General features: G+C 54.0%; 10 protein-coding genes. 7 read left to right on the forward strand and 3 right to left on the reverse strand.

Annotation, left to right across the window (positions count from 1 at the left end):
- Positions 1 to 47: 47 nt before the first annotated feature.
- Complete coding sequence (locus RAHAQ2_RS01055) at positions 48 to 563, reverse strand: gluconokinase (protein ID WP_013573544.1); 516 nt, start codon at positions 561 to 563, stop codon at positions 48 to 50.
- A gap of 245 nt (positions 564 to 808) precedes the next feature.
- On the opposite strand from RAHAQ2_RS01055, the gene gntT reads away from it, so the two are divergent.
- Entirely contained in the window at positions 809 to 2,125 is a 1,317-nt protein-coding gene (gene gntT, locus RAHAQ2_RS01060) for a gluconate transporter (protein ID WP_014333480.1), read from the forward strand.
- 62 nt (positions 2,126 to 2,187) lie between these two features.
- Here the strand turns inward: gntT and RAHAQ2_RS01065 are convergent, their stop codons facing one another.
- Positions 2,188 to 2,781 carry a YhgN family NAAT transporter gene (locus RAHAQ2_RS01065; RefSeq protein ID WP_013573548.1) on the reverse strand — a complete coding sequence of 198 codons (594 nt, stop codon included), beginning with the start codon at positions 2,779 to 2,781 and terminating at the stop codon, positions 2,188 to 2,190.
- 210 nt (positions 2,782 to 2,991) lie between these two features.
- Here RAHAQ2_RS01065 and asd point away from each other — a divergent pair, with 210 nt between their 5' ends.
- The 6 genes from asd to glgP all read left to right on the forward strand — a co-directional run bounded on the left by asd (position 2,992) and on the right by glgP (position 14,002).
- Complete coding sequence (gene asd / locus RAHAQ2_RS01070) at positions 2,992 to 4,095, forward strand: aspartate-semialdehyde dehydrogenase (protein ID WP_014333481.1); 1,104 nt, start codon at positions 2,992 to 2,994, stop codon at positions 4,093 to 4,095.
- A gap of 411 nt (positions 4,096 to 4,506) precedes the next feature.
- Entirely contained in the window at positions 4,507 to 6,690 is a 2,184-nt protein-coding gene (gene glgB / locus RAHAQ2_RS01075; RefSeq protein ID WP_014333482.1) for a 1,4-alpha-glucan branching protein GlgB, read from the forward strand.
- On the forward strand, positions 6,690 to 8,714 hold the full coding sequence (glgX, locus tag RAHAQ2_RS01080) for a glycogen debranching protein GlgX (RefSeq protein WP_014333483.1): 2,025 nt from the start codon (positions 6,690 to 6,692) through the stop codon (positions 8,712 to 8,714). Before glgB ends, glgX begins: the two co-directional genes overlap by 1 nt.
- A 17-nt stretch (positions 8,715 to 8,731) precedes the next feature.
- The gene (glgC, locus tag RAHAQ2_RS01085; protein ID WP_014333484.1) at positions 8,732 to 10,009 is read left to right on the forward strand and encodes a glucose-1-phosphate adenylyltransferase; all 1,278 of its coding nucleotides are present in this window, start codon (positions 8,732 to 8,734) and stop codon (positions 10,007 to 10,009) included.
- Between the two features lie 71 nt (positions 10,010 to 10,080).
- A complete protein-coding gene (gene glgA / locus RAHAQ2_RS01090; RefSeq protein ID WP_014333485.1) occupies positions 10,081 to 11,517 on the forward strand; it encodes a glycogen synthase GlgA in 1,437 nt (478 codons plus the stop codon).
- A gap of 37 nt (positions 11,518 to 11,554) precedes the next feature.
- Positions 11,555 to 14,002: a glycogen phosphorylase gene (glgP, locus tag RAHAQ2_RS01095; protein ID WP_014333486.1), complete on the forward strand. Its 2,448-nt coding sequence runs from the start codon at positions 11,555 to 11,557 to the stop codon at positions 14,000 to 14,002.
- A 233-nt stretch (positions 14,003 to 14,235) separates the two neighbouring features.
- Here glgP and glpD read toward each other — a convergent pair whose 3' ends face one another.
- On the reverse strand, positions 14,236 to 15,747 hold the full coding sequence (glpD, locus tag RAHAQ2_RS01100; protein WP_014333487.1) for a glycerol-3-phosphate dehydrogenase: 1,512 nt from the start codon (positions 15,745 to 15,747) through the stop codon (positions 14,236 to 14,238).
- Positions 15,748 to 15,849: the final 102 nt, after the last annotated feature.

Genomic DNA, 15,849 nt, shown 5'->3' on the forward strand with positions numbered 1-15,849 from the left:
GGTGTCCAAGTTTAGGGGTTCAGTCCACGCAGGGGGAGGAGAAAGTCTTACTTCTGTACCGTCTTCAAAGCCGCGATACAACGATCTACCACACCTTCAAACTTATGGTCGATATTCACCCGCAACACATCCGGTTCGTCTTCGCCCGGTTCTTCGAGCGCATCGAACTGGCTGCGCAGTAAATCGGTCGGCATGAAATGTCCGGCACGCGCTTTCAGGCGCTCGGCGATCACTTCAAAACTGCCTTTCATGTAGATGAATACCATGCCTTCGTTGTCTTTACGCAGGGCGTCACGGTAGCGACGTTTCAGTGCGGAACAGACAATGATGCCGGTTTCATTTTTATGGCGCAGGCTGTAAGCCGCGTCGTTGAGGCGCAATAACCACGGCGCGCGGTCATCGTCGTTCAGTGGCGTGCCGCTGGCCATCTTTTGAATATTGGCGCGGGGATGAAGATCATCACCGTCGATAAATTTCGCGTTAATTTCACGGGCCAGTGCCGCGCCGACGGTGGATTTACCGCTGCCTGACACGCCCATCAGAATGATGCTTTGTCCTGCCATAAGTATGATCTCTATCCCAAAATGAACATTTTGACTGTGTAGTGAGTCCTAATATTACCATGTTACCGGTATCATGATACCGGTAACAAATGGAGATGTGACTAATATCACAAAGGAATGCACTGCTGTTTTAGCGGTCGCGGTCTGTACCCGTAGCACTGTTAATTCCTACAACATCTTGAAAATTAAAACAATGCTTCACCCGGTTTTTAGCCATACCCGGGTGACAGCGTGAGGGGAAGAATATGCCATTAGTTATTGTAGCGGTGGGTGTCGCACTGCTGTTGTTACTTATGATCCGATTTAAGCTTAATGGCTTCATTGCACTGATTCTTGTCGCGCTGGCGGTGGGGATTATGCAGGGAATGCCGGTCGATAAAGTCATCACCTCGATCAAAAACGGGGTGGGTGGGACGCTTGGCAGTCTTGCGCTGATCATGGGCTTCGGTGCCATGCTCGGTAAAATGCTGGCGGATTGCGGTGGCGCACAACGTATCGCGACCACGCTTATCGAAAAATTTGGTCGCGAACACATTCAGTGGGCGATTGTGCTGACCGGTTTCATCGTCGGGTTTGCCCTGTTCTATGAAGTCGGTTTCGTGCTGATGTTGCCACTGGTCTTCACTGTGGCCGCGGCGGCGCGTTTGCCATTGCTGTATGTCGGCGTTCCGATGGCGGCCGCGTTATCCGTCACACACGGATTCCTGCCTCCGCACCCTGGCCCGACGGCGATTGCGACGATTTTCCATGCGGATATGGGTAAAACGCTGCTGTTTGGTTCGCTGCTGGCGGTGCCGACCGTTATTCTGGCCGGTCCTGTGTATGCGCGCTTCCTGAAAGGTATCGACAAACCGGTGCCGGAAGGTCTGTTTAACCCGAAAACCTTCACGGAAGAAGAGATGCCGGGCTTTGGCGTCAGCGTTGCGACGTCACTGGTACCGGTCATTCTGATGGCATTCCGCGCGCTTTGCGAAATGATCCTGCCGAAAGGCCACCCGGTGCTGGCGTATGCTGAATTCTTCGGCGATCCGGTGATGGCAACGCTGATTGCGGTGCTGATTGCTATCTTCACCTTCGGTCTGAACCGTGGCCGTAAGATGGAAGATGTAATGGCGACCGTGACCGACTCCATCAAAATTATCGCGATGATGTTGTTAATCATCGGCGGTGGCGGGGCGTTCAAACAGGTGCTGGTGGACAGCGGTATTGAAAAATACATCGCGGCCCTGATGCACGGCAGTACTCTGTCGCCAATCCTGCTGGCCTGGTCCATTGCGGCGGTTCTGCGTATCGCGTTGGGGTCTGCTACTGTGGCAGCGATTACTGCGGGCGGTATCGCCGCACCACTGATCGCCACCACCGGTGTCAGCCCTGAGTTGATGGTGATCGCCGTCGGGTCCGGCAGCGTGATTTTCTCGCACGTCAACGATCCGGGATTCTGGTTGTTCAAGGAATATTTCAACCTGAGCATTGTCGAAACCTTCAAATCCTGGTCGGTGCTGGAAACCATCATTTCCCTGTGCGGTCTGGCGGGATGTCTGCTGTTGTCGATGGTCGTCTGACGACAAATTGTTAGCATAAAAAGGCGAGCCAGACGGCTCGCCTTTTTCGTTTCTTCTGCCTGCTAAATCTTCAAATACGCTCTGATCCCATCGAGGAACATCTGCGTTGAGAGCATGACCAGAATCAGACCCATCAGGCGTTCGAGGGCGCTGACGCCTTTGTCGCCGAGCAGGCGCAGAAACAGGTTTGAGAGCAGAAGGATCGCCATCGACATGCCCCAGGCGATAAACAGCGCCAGCGTGAGATGACTCATCTGATTCGGGTACTGGTGCGAAAGCAGCATCAGCGTCGCGAGAATCGACGGACCAGCAACCAGCGGGATGGCCATCGGTACGAGGAAGGGTTCTTCACCGGCAGGCAGGCCACTGCTGCTTTTCTCTTCCGACGGGAAAATCATTTTGATGGCAATCAGGAACAGGATAATACCGCCGGAAATTGACACGGTTTCGGTACGTAAATTCAGGAATGACAGGATTTTTTCCCCGGCGAACAGGAAAATCAGCATCAGGATCAGTGCGATCAGCATTTCGCGGATTAACACGACCCGGCGACGTTTCGGGTCGAGATGTTTTAAAACCGACATAAAAATCGGTAAGTTGCCCAGCGGATCCATAATTAAAAACAGCAAAATGGTTGCTGAAATCATTTCGGTCATGACTACCTCAGAAAAAATGCCTGTTATAAGTTGCGCTGCTATTAAAAGCTGCACTATTGATTAAATTCACTTGCCACTTCTACTACATTTTGTAAGGTGGTAGACCAGCGCGTTAACGGGGCACAGTGCATCAAAACAGGCACTAACTTAGTGCAAATGCGCGTTCAAGCCGTTTTAAGCAGTTATCACCCTCAGGGCAGGACAGATATTATGAAAAATGTAGGTTTCGTTGGCTGGCGCGGGATGGTCGGTTCTGTACTCATGCAACGCATGATTGAAGAACGCGATTTCGACGCTATCCGTCCGGTATTCTTCTCCACCTCTCAGCACGGTCAGGCCGCGCCTTCTTTCACGGGTCAGTCCGGAACCTTGCAGGATGCCTATGATCTGGACGCTCTGAGCGCGCTGGACATTATCATCACCTGTCAGGGCGGCGATTATACCAATGAAATCTATCCTAAGCTGCGTGAAATCGGTTGGTCTGGCTACTGGATTGACGCAGCATCCTCTCTGAGAATGGAAGATGACGCGATAATCATCCTCGACCCGGTGAACAGCGCCGTGATCCATCAGGGCATCGACAAAGGCATTAAAACCTTTGTGGGCGGTAACTGTACCGTCAGCCTGATGCTGATGTCGCTCGGCGGTCTGTTTGCTCATGACCTGATTGAATGGGCCTCTGTCGCCACATATCAGGCGGCCTCCGGCGGTGGTGCGCGTCACATGCGCGAACTGCTGACCCAGATGGGCATGCTGCATAACAGCGTGGCGAAAGAGCTGGAAAACCCGGCTTCCGCCATTCTGGACATCGAACGTAAAGTGACCGCGCTGACCCGCAGTGGCACGCTGCCAACCGATAACTTCGGTGTTCCGCTGGCGGGCGGCCTGATCCCGTGGATCGACAAACAGCTCGATAACGGCCAGACCAAAGAAGAATGGAAAGGTCAGGCGGAAACTAACAAAATTCTCGGCACTTCCAGCATTATTCCGGTGGATGGCCTGTGTGTTCGTATCGGCGCACTGCGTTGTCACAGCCAGGCTTTCACGCTGAAATTGAAACAAGACGTGTCGATTCCGGAAATCGAACAGATGCTGGCTTCGCATAACGACTGGGTTCGCGTGATCCCCAATGACCGCGAATTGTCGATGCGTGAGCTGACGCCAGCGGCTGTCACCGGCACCATGAGCACGCCGGTAGGCCGTCTGCGTAAACTGAATATGGGCCCGCAATATCTGTCTGCATTCACCGTCGGTGACCAGTTGCTGTGGGGCGCGGCAGAGCCTTTACGCCGTATGTTGCGTATTCTTCTGTAACCCGATGCTATGTTGAAAACTGCCCTGTTTTCTTCGTAATGATTTCCCGCGGGACACCAGCACGGTGTCCCGTTTTTAACTCTGCCATCAATCACTTCACCGTTTATCCGCCTTTTTCCAGCGCAACTCTCTGAATTTCATTTTGCGAAAAATTCCTTGGTTTCTTCACACTGATTTTTCGAACCTTTGTCTATGCTTAGTAGAAGAGCTATGCCTCTTTGAGAAGCTGAAATAAGCACTTATTTGGAAATTGTGAGCGTAAGCGTCATCACGCACCTTTTGGCAAAACTGAAACACAGCCGGATCACAAATCGGCGATAAAAAGGGGAGCACACTGGAATCACGTTTCGTATTGAATATCTGAATGATTTTATTGGATTTATTGATTTAATTAATCATAGGACGAAATACATGTCTGTACTTCCCGATCAGCACGTCATTAATCAAATTATATCTGGCCACTACGCTGATCCTTTTTCTCTTTTGGGTATGCATTCTGTGGCCGCCGGGCTGGAAGTGCGCGCCCTGTTGCCGGATGCCGATCAGGTCTGGGTTATTGATGTAGAAAAAGGTAAACAGGTGGCGGAACTGCGTCGTTATGACGATCGTGGTTTCTTTGTCGGCCTCATCCCGCGCCGTAAAAATGCGTTTCGTTACAAGCTGGAAGTCCGCTGGGGCGAGAATCTCCAGGTGATTGATGATCCGTACCGGTTCGGCACACTGTTGCAGGAACTCGATATCTGGCTGCTGGCAGAAGGTACACATTTGCGGCCATATGAAAAACTCGGTGCACATCTGCAAACGCTGGATGACGTCGAGGGTGTCAGTTTTGCCGTCTGGGCACCGAACGCCATGCGGGTTTCCGTGGTCGGTGAATTCAACTTCTGGGACGGCCGCCGTCACCCGATGCGTCAGCGTCGCGAAAACGGTATCTGGGAACTCTTTATCCCCGCCGTCCGTGAAGGTCAGCTGTATAAATTCGAAATTATCGACTGCCGCGGGCAGATCAGCCTGCGCGCCGACCCGTATGCGTTTGAGGCGCAGATGCGTCCGGACACCGCTTCGTGCGTGCGGAAATTACCGGATGTTGTGCCGCATTCAGAAAGCAGAAAGAAAGCCAATGCGCTGAATCAGCCGGTTTCCGTGTATGAAGTGCATCTGGGTTCCTGGCGTCGTCATGCCGATGATAATTTCTGGCTCAGCTATGGCGAACTGGCTGAGCAATTAGTCTCGTACGCCAAATGGATGGGCTTTACGCACATCGAACTGATGCCGGTTAACGAACATCCGTTCGACGGTAGCTGGGGCTATCAGCCACTTGGCATGTATGCGCCGACCCGTCGGTTCGGTACACCGATGGAATTCAAAGCCTTTGTCGAGGCCGCACATCATGCCGGGCTGAACGTCATTCTCGACTGGGTGCCGGGACATTTCCCGAGCGACACCTATGGTCTGGCGCAGTTTGACGGCACCGCGCTGTACGAATATGCCGATCCGCGTGAAGGCTATCATCAGGACTGGAACACGCTGATTTATAACTATGGCCGCCATGAAGTGCGTAACTATCTGGCCGGGAATGGTTTTTACTGGATTGAACGGTTTGGCATTGATGGCCTGCGTGTCGATGCGGTGGCTTCCATGATTTACCGCGATTACAGCCGTAAAGCCGGAGAGTGGATCCCGAATTATTACGGCGGTCGCGAAAACCTCGAAGCCATTTCCTTCCTGAAATATACCAACCAGACCATTGGCCGCGAACTCGGCGGTGCGGTGACGCTGGCAGAAGAATCCACCGATTATCCCGGCGTCACCATGCCACCGGATGCCAACGGGCTGGGTTTCCATTACAAATGGAATATGGGCTGGATGCATGATTCCCTGACCTATATGCAGCTTGATCCGGTTCACCGCAAATACCATCACAATCTCATGACATTCGGCGTACTTTACGCCTACAGCGAGAACTTCATATTGCCCCTGTCGCACGACGAAGTGGTGCACGGTAAAAAATCCTTGCTGGATAAAATGCCCGGCGACGTCTGGCAGAAGTTCGCTAACCTGCGCGCCTATTACGGCTTTATGTGGGCGCATCCGGGTAAAAAACTGCTGTTTATGGGCAATGAATTTGCGCAGGGGCGCGAGTGGAATTTCGACGCAAGTCTCGACTGGCATCTGCTCGACGACCCGGGTGGCTGGCACAGCGGCGTACAACATCTGGTACGCGATCTGAACCTGACCTATCGGGCCAACGCGCCGTTGTATGAGCTCGATTACAACCCGCGGGGCTTTGAATGGCTGGTGGTCGACGATCACGAAAACTCGATTTTCGCCTTTGCCCGCCGCGATGAAAATGGCGGCGAAGTGATCGTTATCAGTAACTTTACGCCGGTCCCGCGCGAGCACTATCGCATCGGTATCAGCCGTCCCGGGTGTTATCACGAAATTCTTAATACGGATTCGCATTTCTATCGTGGCAGCAATGTCGGCAACGGCGGCGATGTTTACAGTGAAAATATTGGCCATCATCAGCGTGAACACTCGATCAGCGTGACTATTCCACCGCTGGCGACGGTTTATTTGCGAAGGGAGGCGTAATGAAACAGCCCGCTCCCGGTCTGCCCGCACCTTTTGGTGCGCATCTCAGAGATAACGGCGTCAATTTTTGCCTGTACTCCGCACATGCGGAAAAAGTGGAGTTATGTCTTTTTGATGAGACCGGAAGTGAGCAGCATCTGCCTTTGACGGGGCGAACCGGTAATCTCTGGCACGGATTTGTGCCGGATCTGAAAGCCGGACAGCGTTACGGTTACCGCATTTACGGGCCGTTCGACCCGAAAAAGGGTCACCGGTTTAACCCGAAAAAAGTCCTGATCGACCCGAGCGCACGCGCCATTGATGGCGTATTGCTCGACAACGCACGGTTCACCGGCGGCACCGATGCACCGGACGATAAAGACAGCGCTGTCGTTGCGCCGAAATCCGTGGTGGTCGCCGGAAATTTCAACTGGGGTGATGATAAACCGCCTGCGACACCCTGGGGTGAAACGGTGATTTACGAGGCGCATGTACGCGGCCTGACCCGCCAGCATCCGCATATTCCGGCAGCGATTCGCGGCACGTATGCCGGGCTGGCACATCCGGTGATGCTTGAATATTTGCAGCATCTGGGTGTCACCGCGATAGAACTGCTGCCGGTGCAGCATCATGCCGATGAACCGCGACTGCAACGTCTCGGACTCAGCAATTACTGGGGCTATAACGTGCTGGCACCGTGCGCCGTGGAACCGCGTTATGCCAGCGGGTCGGGCGGGGTGTCAGCGCTGAATGAATTTAAGTCGGCGGTCAAAGCGCTGCATCAGGCGGGTATCGAGGTGATCCTCGACGTGGTGTTCAATCACAGTGCCGAGCTGGATATCGACGGGCCGTTTATCTCGTTTCGCGGCATTGATAACGCCAGTTATTACTGGCTCAACGAAGACGGTTCCGACAACAACATGACCGGCTGCGGCAACACGCTGCGCCTGATGGACGATGAGGTCATCGCCTGGACAATTGACTGCCTGCATTACTGGGTACGCGAATGTCATGTCGATGGCTTCCGTTTTGATTTAGCCACCGTTCTCGGCAGAACGCCGGAGTTCAGTGCGCAATCGCCGCTGTTCAACGCCATTAAGCAGGATGCCACTCTCTCGCAGGTCAAACTCATCGCAGAACCCTGGGATATCGGTACAGGCGGCTATCAGCTCGGCAATTTCCCGGCGCCGTTTGCTGAATGGAGCGATATCTGGCGCGACGATATGCGTCAGTTCTGGCTGCACGGCGACACCTCCCTCGGCCAGTTTGCCGGACGTTTCGCGGCTTCTGCCGACAAATTCAATCCCGCACAACGCGAACCCTGCGCCAGCGTGAATATGCTGACGGCACACGACGGTTTCACGCTGCGCGATCTTGTGAGTTTTAACCAGAAACACAATCAGGCTAACGGCGAAGAAAATCGCGATGGCCACAATGAAAATTTCAGCCAAAACCACGGCGAAGAAGGGCTGGCGGCGTCTGCACAAGTTCTGCAACAGCGCCGTCTCAGTCAGCGTGCTTTGCTGGCAACGCTGTTTCTGTCACAGGGCACGCCGATGTTGCTGGCCGGTGATGAACTCGGTAACAGCCAGTCTGGCAACAACAACGCCTATTGTCAGGACAATCCGCTGACCTGGCTCGACTGGGAAAACGCGGATGACAGCCTGACAGCCTATACCTGTGCGCTGATTGCGCTGCGCCGGAAAATTCCGGCACTGACGCAAAATCGCTGGTGGCAGGAAGGCGGCGACGACGTGCAATGGCTGAATCAACAGGGGCAACCGATGAGCCCCGGTGACTGGGAGCAGGGCCCGCAGCAGTGGCTGCAAATCTGCCTGTCACAGCGCTGGCTGGTTATCGTGAATGCCTCGCTGCACGAGGTGGATTTGCACCTGCCGCCGGGAAACTGGCAGCCGGTTGCACCGTTCAATAGTGTGCTTTTTGATGAGGAACCCCGGCGTGTCATGGAAGGCTCGCAATGGCGGGCGGCAGCAAAAACCCTCTGTGTCCTACAAGATTTCACTCCACAGAGCCGGTCATTATAAAAACGAAGGAGTCCGTTATGGCGACATTAGATAACCGGGACCCGGTCATGCTGGCAAGACAGTTGCCGCTGAAATCCGTGGCATTGATCCTTGCCGGGGGCCGTGGTTCAAGACTGAAAGATTTGACCGCAACCCGGGCAAAACCCGCCGTTCATTTTGGCGGAAAATTCCGCATCATTGATTTCGCTCTGTCAAATTGCCTGAACTCCGGCATTCGCCGCATCGGCGTGATCACGCAATATCAGTCACATACGCTGGTGCAGCATATCCAGCGCGGCTGGTCTTTCTTTAACGAAGAAATGAACGAATTCGTGGATTTACTCCCGGCCCAGCAACGTCACAGTACCGAGCACTGGTACAAAGGGACCGCCGATGCGGTTTATCAGAATCTGGATATTATCCGCCGTTACAACGCTGAATTTGTGGTGATCCTGGCGGGTGATCATATCTACAAAATGGACTACTCGCGGATGTTGATCGACCACGTGCAGAAAGGCGGTGAATGTACCGTCGCCTGCCTGGAAGTGCCGCGCGCCGAGGCCAGTGAATTCGGTGTTATCGGCGTCACTGAGGATTATCACATCACCAGTTTCGTCGAAAAACCCAAAGACCCGCCGCCGATGCCCGGCAATCCCGATATGGCGCTGGCGAGCATGGGCATCTACATTTTTAATGCAGACTATCTGTTTCGCATGCTTGAAGAAGACATGGCGAGTGAAGAGTCGAGCCATGATTTCGGCAAAGATCTGATCCCGAAACTGACCCGTCAGGGCGTCGCCCGCGCGCATCCGTTTGGCCTGTCCTGCGTCACGCAAAACGATGAAGCGCCGCCGTACTGGCGTGATGTCGGTACGCTCGATGCTTACTGGCGCGCCAATCTGGATCTGGCTTCTGTCACCCCGGAACTGGATATGTACGACCGCGACTGGCCGATCCGTACCCATATGGAGCCGCTGCCGCCCGCCAAATTTGTGCAGGATCGCTCAGGCAGCCACGGTATGACCATGAATTCGCTGGTGGCCGGTGGCGTGATTGTTTCCGGTTCGGTGGTGGTGCATTCCGTGTTGTTCCCGCGGGTACGTGTCAATTCTTTCTGCAATATCGATTCGGCCATCATCCTGCCGGATGTGAATGTGGGTCGTTCATGCCGTTTACGCAAATGCGTTATTGACCGCGCTTGTCAGATCCCTGAAGGCATGGTGATTGGTGAGAATGCCGATGAAGACAGCCGCCGTTTCTACCGTTCGGAAGGTGGCGTGGTGCTGGTGACCCGCGCAATGCTGGCGAAACTATAACCAGACAATAGAAATATGACTTTTCGTCATCCCGGTGAACGCCGGGATGACCGGGATAATCAGGAGCGCGAATGCAGGTTTTACATGTTTGTTCTGAGCTGTTTCCGCTGTTAAAAACGGGCGGCCTTGCGGATGTCGCCGGTGCATTACCCGCCGCTCAGATTGCGGAGGGCGCGGATGTCCGCGTGCTCATTCCGGCTTTCCCTGACGTCAAAAAAGGACTGGGGGAAACGCAGGTGATTGGTACGCTGGCAACCTTTGCGGGGCATGTCACCCTTTCACTAGGTTACTTTGATGGCGTGGGGATTTATCTGATTGATGTGCCGGGATTGTATGACCGTCCCGGCAGTCCGTATCACGATCAATCGTCGTTTGCCTACCCGGATAACCATCTGCGCTTTGCATTGCTGAGCTGGATGGCCTGCGAACTGGCGCTGAATTTCGATCCGCACTGGAAGCCCGATATCGTCCATTCTCATGACTGGCACGCCGGGCTGTGTTCCGCCTATATCCGCGCCCGCAACGCACCGGTGCGCACGGTTTTCACCGTCCATAATCTGGCGTTTCAGGGGCTGTTTGGCGCGCATCATCTCGATGAGTTGTATATCCCGCGCGAATTTTTCCAGATGCACGGGCTGGAATTCTACGGTCAGATCTCTTTCCTGAAAGCCGGTCTGTTCTATTCCGACCATGTGACTACCGTCAGCCCGACGTACGCGAAAGAAATCACCCGTCCGGAATTTGGTTACGGCATGGAATCCCTGTTGCTGGAACGCGAAATGCAGGGGCGGCTGACGGGGATCCTTAACGGTGTTGATGAAGCCATCTGGCAGCCGCGTGATGACGTGCTGCTGTCGGCGCGCTACGACGCGGAAGATTTACGCTCGAAAGCGGTCAATAAAGCCTATCTGCAAAGGGCGATGGGGCTGGATGTCGATGATTCGCGTCTGGTATTTGCCGTTGTCAGCCGTCTGACCAGCCAGAAAGGGCTGGATCTGGTGCTCGAAGCTTTGCCGGACTTGCTCGAACGCGGTGGCCAGCTGGCGCTTTTGGGCGCAGGTGACGCAGTCCTGCAACAGGCATTTCTGGCGGCGGCGGCGGACAATCCGGGGCAGGTCGGCGTGCAGCTCGGTTATCACGAAGCGTTTTCCCACCGTATTATCGGCGGGGCGGATGTCATTATGGTGCCGAGCCGCTTCGAGCCTTGCGGATTAACTCAATTGTATGGTCTTAAATACGGCACGTTGCCGCTGGTGCGCCGCACCGGCGGGCTGGCTGACACGGTGGTCGATTGTGCGCTGGAAAATCTGGCCGACGGAACGGCCAGTGGTTTTGTCTTTGAAGAAGCAACGGGGAAATCGCTGGGCAATGCGATCCGCCGGGCATTTGTTTTGTGGAGCCGACCGAAACACTGGCGACACGTCCAACAACACGCTATGGGTATTGATTTCGGCTGGAAGGTGGCTGCACAGGAATATCTCACCCTGTACAACCGTCTGCTGTCCTGACCCTGAACGCAGATAACTTGATCGGGAATGTAACGCTATGACTTCACCGTTTAATTACAACTCACCGACAGTCAGTGTCGAAGCGCTTAAGCATTCTATTGCCTATAAACTGATGTTTATCATTGGCAAAGATCCCTCTATTGCGACACAACATGACTGGCTGAACGCCACATTGTTTGCGGTGCGCGACCGCATGGTGGAACGCTGGTTGCGTTCTAACCGGGCGCAAACCTCACAGGACGTACGGCAGGTTTATTACCTGTCGATGGAGTTTCTGATTGGACGGACGCTTTCCAATGCGCTGCTGGCGATGGGCATTTACGATGACCTGAAAAGCGCGCTTGATGAAATGGGCTTTGATCTCGAAGAACTGATCGGTGAAGAAAATGACCCTGGTTTAGGCAACGGTGGCCTCGGACGACTGGCGGCCTGTTTCCTTGATTCGCTGGCGACGCTGGCGCTGCCGGGGCGCGGTTACGGCATCCGGTATGAATACGGTATGTTTGCGCAAAGCATCATCAACGGTGAGCAAAAAGAAGCGCCGGATTACTGGCTGGAATACGGTAACCCGTGGGAATTCCAGCGTTACAACACCCGTTATAAAGTGCGTTTCGGCGGACGTGTGCAACATGAAGGCATCAAAACCCGCTGGCTGGAAACCGAGGAGGTCATCGCCTGCGCTTACGATCAGGTCATTCCCGGCTACGACACCGACGCGACCAACACGTTGCGCTTGTGGGGCGCGCAGGCCAGTAACGAAATCAATCTGGGTAAATTTAATCAGGGCGATTATTTCGCGGCGGTGGAAGATAAAAACCATTCTGAGAACGTGTCCCGCGTATTGTATCCCGATGATTCGACCTATTCCGGCCGCGAGCTGCGGTTGCGTCAGGAATATTTCCTGGTGTCAGCGACCGTGCAGGATATCCTTAACCGGCATTACACCACGCACCATACTTACGACAATCTGGCTGATAAAATCGCCATCCACCTCAACGACACGCACCCGGTGCTGTCGATCCCTGAGCTGATGCGCCTGTTAATCGACGAGCATAAATTCGAGTGGCAAGCCGCATGGGAAACCGTGTGCAGTGTGTTCTCTTACACCAACCACACGCTGATGAGCGAAGCGCTGGAAACCTGGCCGGTAGACATGATCGGCAAGATCCTGCCGCGCCATCTGGAGATTATTTTCCAGATTAACGATCACTTCCTGAAAGAAGTGGCGGAAAAGATCCCCAATGATAATGGCCTGCTGTCGCGTGTCTCGATTATTGATGAAGGCAACGGACGCAAAGTGCGGATGGCATGGCTGGCGGTGATCGCCAGTCATAAAGTTAATGGTGTTTCCGAACTGCATTCCGAACTGATGGTGCAATCGCTGTTCGCCGATTTCGCCCGTATTTATCCGGACCGTTTTTGTAATAAAACCAATGGTGTCACGCCGCGCCGCTGGCTGGCGCTGGCCAATAAACCGCTGTCAGCGGTGATTGACGACGCCATCGGCCAGACCTGGCGTTCCGATCTCAGTCAACTGGCGGAACTGAAACAGAATCTGGATTATCTGAGCTTCCTGCAGGCAATCCGCAAGGCCAAGCTGGACAATAAAAAGCGGCTGGCACTGTATATCGCCCAGAAGCTGAACATCGTGGTCGATCCGAAAAGCCTGTTCGACGTGCAGATTAAGCGCATCCATGAATACAAACGTCAGTTGATGAACGTGCTGCATGTCATCACCCGCTACAACCGCATTCTGGATGAACCTGAGGCTGACTGGGTGCCACGCACGGTGATTTTCGCCGGTAAAGCGGCCTCGGCATACTATGCGGCGAAGCAGATCATCCGGCTGATCAACGACGTGGCGACAGTGATCAACAACGATCCGCGCATGGGTAACAAACTGAAGATCGTTTTCATTCCGAACTACAGTGTCAGCCTGGCGCAGCTGATCATTCCGGCGGCGGATCTTTCCGAGCAAATCTCGCTGGCGGGAACTGAAGCGTCGGGCACCAGTAACATGAAATTTGCCCTGAATGGCGCGCTGACCATTGGCACGCTGGACGGTGCCAACGTCGAAATGCTCGAACACGTGGGTGAGGAGAATATCTTTATCTTTGGCAATACCACGCCACAGGTCGAGGAATTACGCCGCAAAGGCTACAACCCGCATACCTACTTCGAGCAGGACGCCGAACTGCATCAGGTGCTGACGCAAATTGCCACCGGCGTCTTCAGCCCTGGCGAGCCGAAGCGTTACACTAACCTGTTCGATACGCTGGTGAATCTCGGTGATCACTATCAGGTACTGGCGGATTACCGCAGTTATGTCGATACGCAGGATAAAGTCGATGAGCTGTATAAACTGCCGGAAGAGTGGACGCGCCGCACGCTGCATAACATCGCCAACATGGGCTATTTCTCCTCGGACCGTACCATTCAGGAATACGCCGATGAGATCTGGAACATTAAACCGGTGAAGTTGTAGAGCGGGAATAAAGGTGGGACTTTGCTCCTCCTCCTGCAAAGGGGGATTCAGAAGCGACTTCAATCAGCTCCCTCCCCTGCGAAGGGGAGGGTTGGGGTGGGGTATTAAGGTCAAAAACAAGATGTTAAGTGTGCATAATTACTTGTTTTATCTGTTAAACCCCCTCCCGGCCTCCCCCTTCGCAGGGGGAGGAGCTAAATACCCGTCCTTCGCAGGGGGAAGAGCTCACTAAATCACGACGCCAGCGACAAGTGTTTCTTCTGCTGTTTGTGTGTTTCCAGCCATTCGGCGATACGTTGTTGCTGGGCTTTGTCCAGCCACATACCGAGTTTGGTACGACGCCAGATGGCATCATCAAGCTGTGAAACCCACTCTTTTTCCACCAGATAGCGCAGTTCCGCTTCATAGAATCCGTGACCGAAATCTTCGCCCAGCGATTCCAGACTGGTTGCCTCATTGAGGAACAACTCTGTCTGGCTGCCATAAGTCCGTGCATAACGACGGGCCAGCGATTCAGGTAACCATTTGAAGCGGGTACGCAGACTGGCGCTGTAAGTATCGCGGTCGCCGTTCAGTTTCCCACCCGGCAGCACGGCCGTTTTGGTCCACGCCGGGCCAGCTTTCGGATAGTACTTCACCAGTTTTTCCAGCGCGTGTTCGGCCAGTTTACGGTAAGTGGTCAGTTTGCCGCCGAAGACAGAAAGCAGCGGCGCTTTGCCGTCCTGATCATGAACGTCGAGCGTGTAATCGCGGGTCACGGCCTGCGGTGAATCTGATTCATCATCGCACAACGGACGCACACCGGAATAGGTCCAGACGATGTCTTCGGTGGTCAGCTGTTTCTTAAAGTGATCGTTATAGACTTTCAGCAGATAACCGACTTCTTTATCATCGATTTTCACATCTTTCGGATCGCCGTGATATTCCACGTCGGTGGTGCCGATGATAGAAAATTCATCCATCCACGGGATCACAAACACAATGCGGTGATCTTCGTTTTGCAGAATGTAGGCCTGCGGCTGATTGTGCGCGCGCGGCACCACAATATGGCTGCCTTTGATCAGACGAATGCCGTATGGCGATTTCAGCTTCAGGCCGTCGTCGAAGAAATGTTTTACCCACGGGCCGGTGGCGTTCACCAGACCTTTGGCGCGCCAGGTAAAGGTTTTGCCGGTATCGATGTCTTCAGCTTCCACCATCCACAGGCCGTCTTCACGCCATGCACGGGTCACGCGGGTGCGGGTGCGGACTTCGCCGCCACGCTCTTCCACTTCCTGTGCATTGACCACCACTAAACGCGCATCGTCAACCCAGCAGTCTGAGTATTCAAAACCTTTGGTCAGTTCTGGCTTCAGCACGGATTCACTGCCGAATTTCAGGCCTTTACTGGCCGGCAGGCTGGTGCGTTTACCCAGATGGTCGTACAGGAACAAACCGGCGCGGATCATCCAGGCCGGGCGCAGATGCGGCTGATGCGGTAAACGGAAACGCATCGGGAAGGCAATATGCGGTGCCATTTTCAACAGCACTTCACGTTCAGCCAGCGCTTCGCTGACCAGACGGAATTCGTAATGTTCCAGATAGCGCAGGCCACCGTGGATCAGTTTAGAACTGGCCGAAGAGGTCGCGCAGGCCAAGTCTTGCGCTTCAAGCAGCAGAACAGACAGCCCGCGGCCAGCTGCATCGACTGCGATGCCGGTACCATTAATACCGCCACCAATTACGATCAAGTCTTTGGTTTCCACGTCATCTTCCTCCAGATGTTCGCAATAGCTCTTTTATGTTCGTTTTCGCTCATGATTGTAATCGAGAATGGACAAACAAGCCAAGCGTTAACCAAATAAAAA

Origin of the sequence: Rahnella aquatilis CIP 78.65 = ATCC 33071, assembly GCF_000241955.1 — a bacterium.
GTDB lineage: Bacteria > Pseudomonadota > Gammaproteobacteria > Enterobacterales > Enterobacteriaceae > Rahnella > Rahnella aquatilis.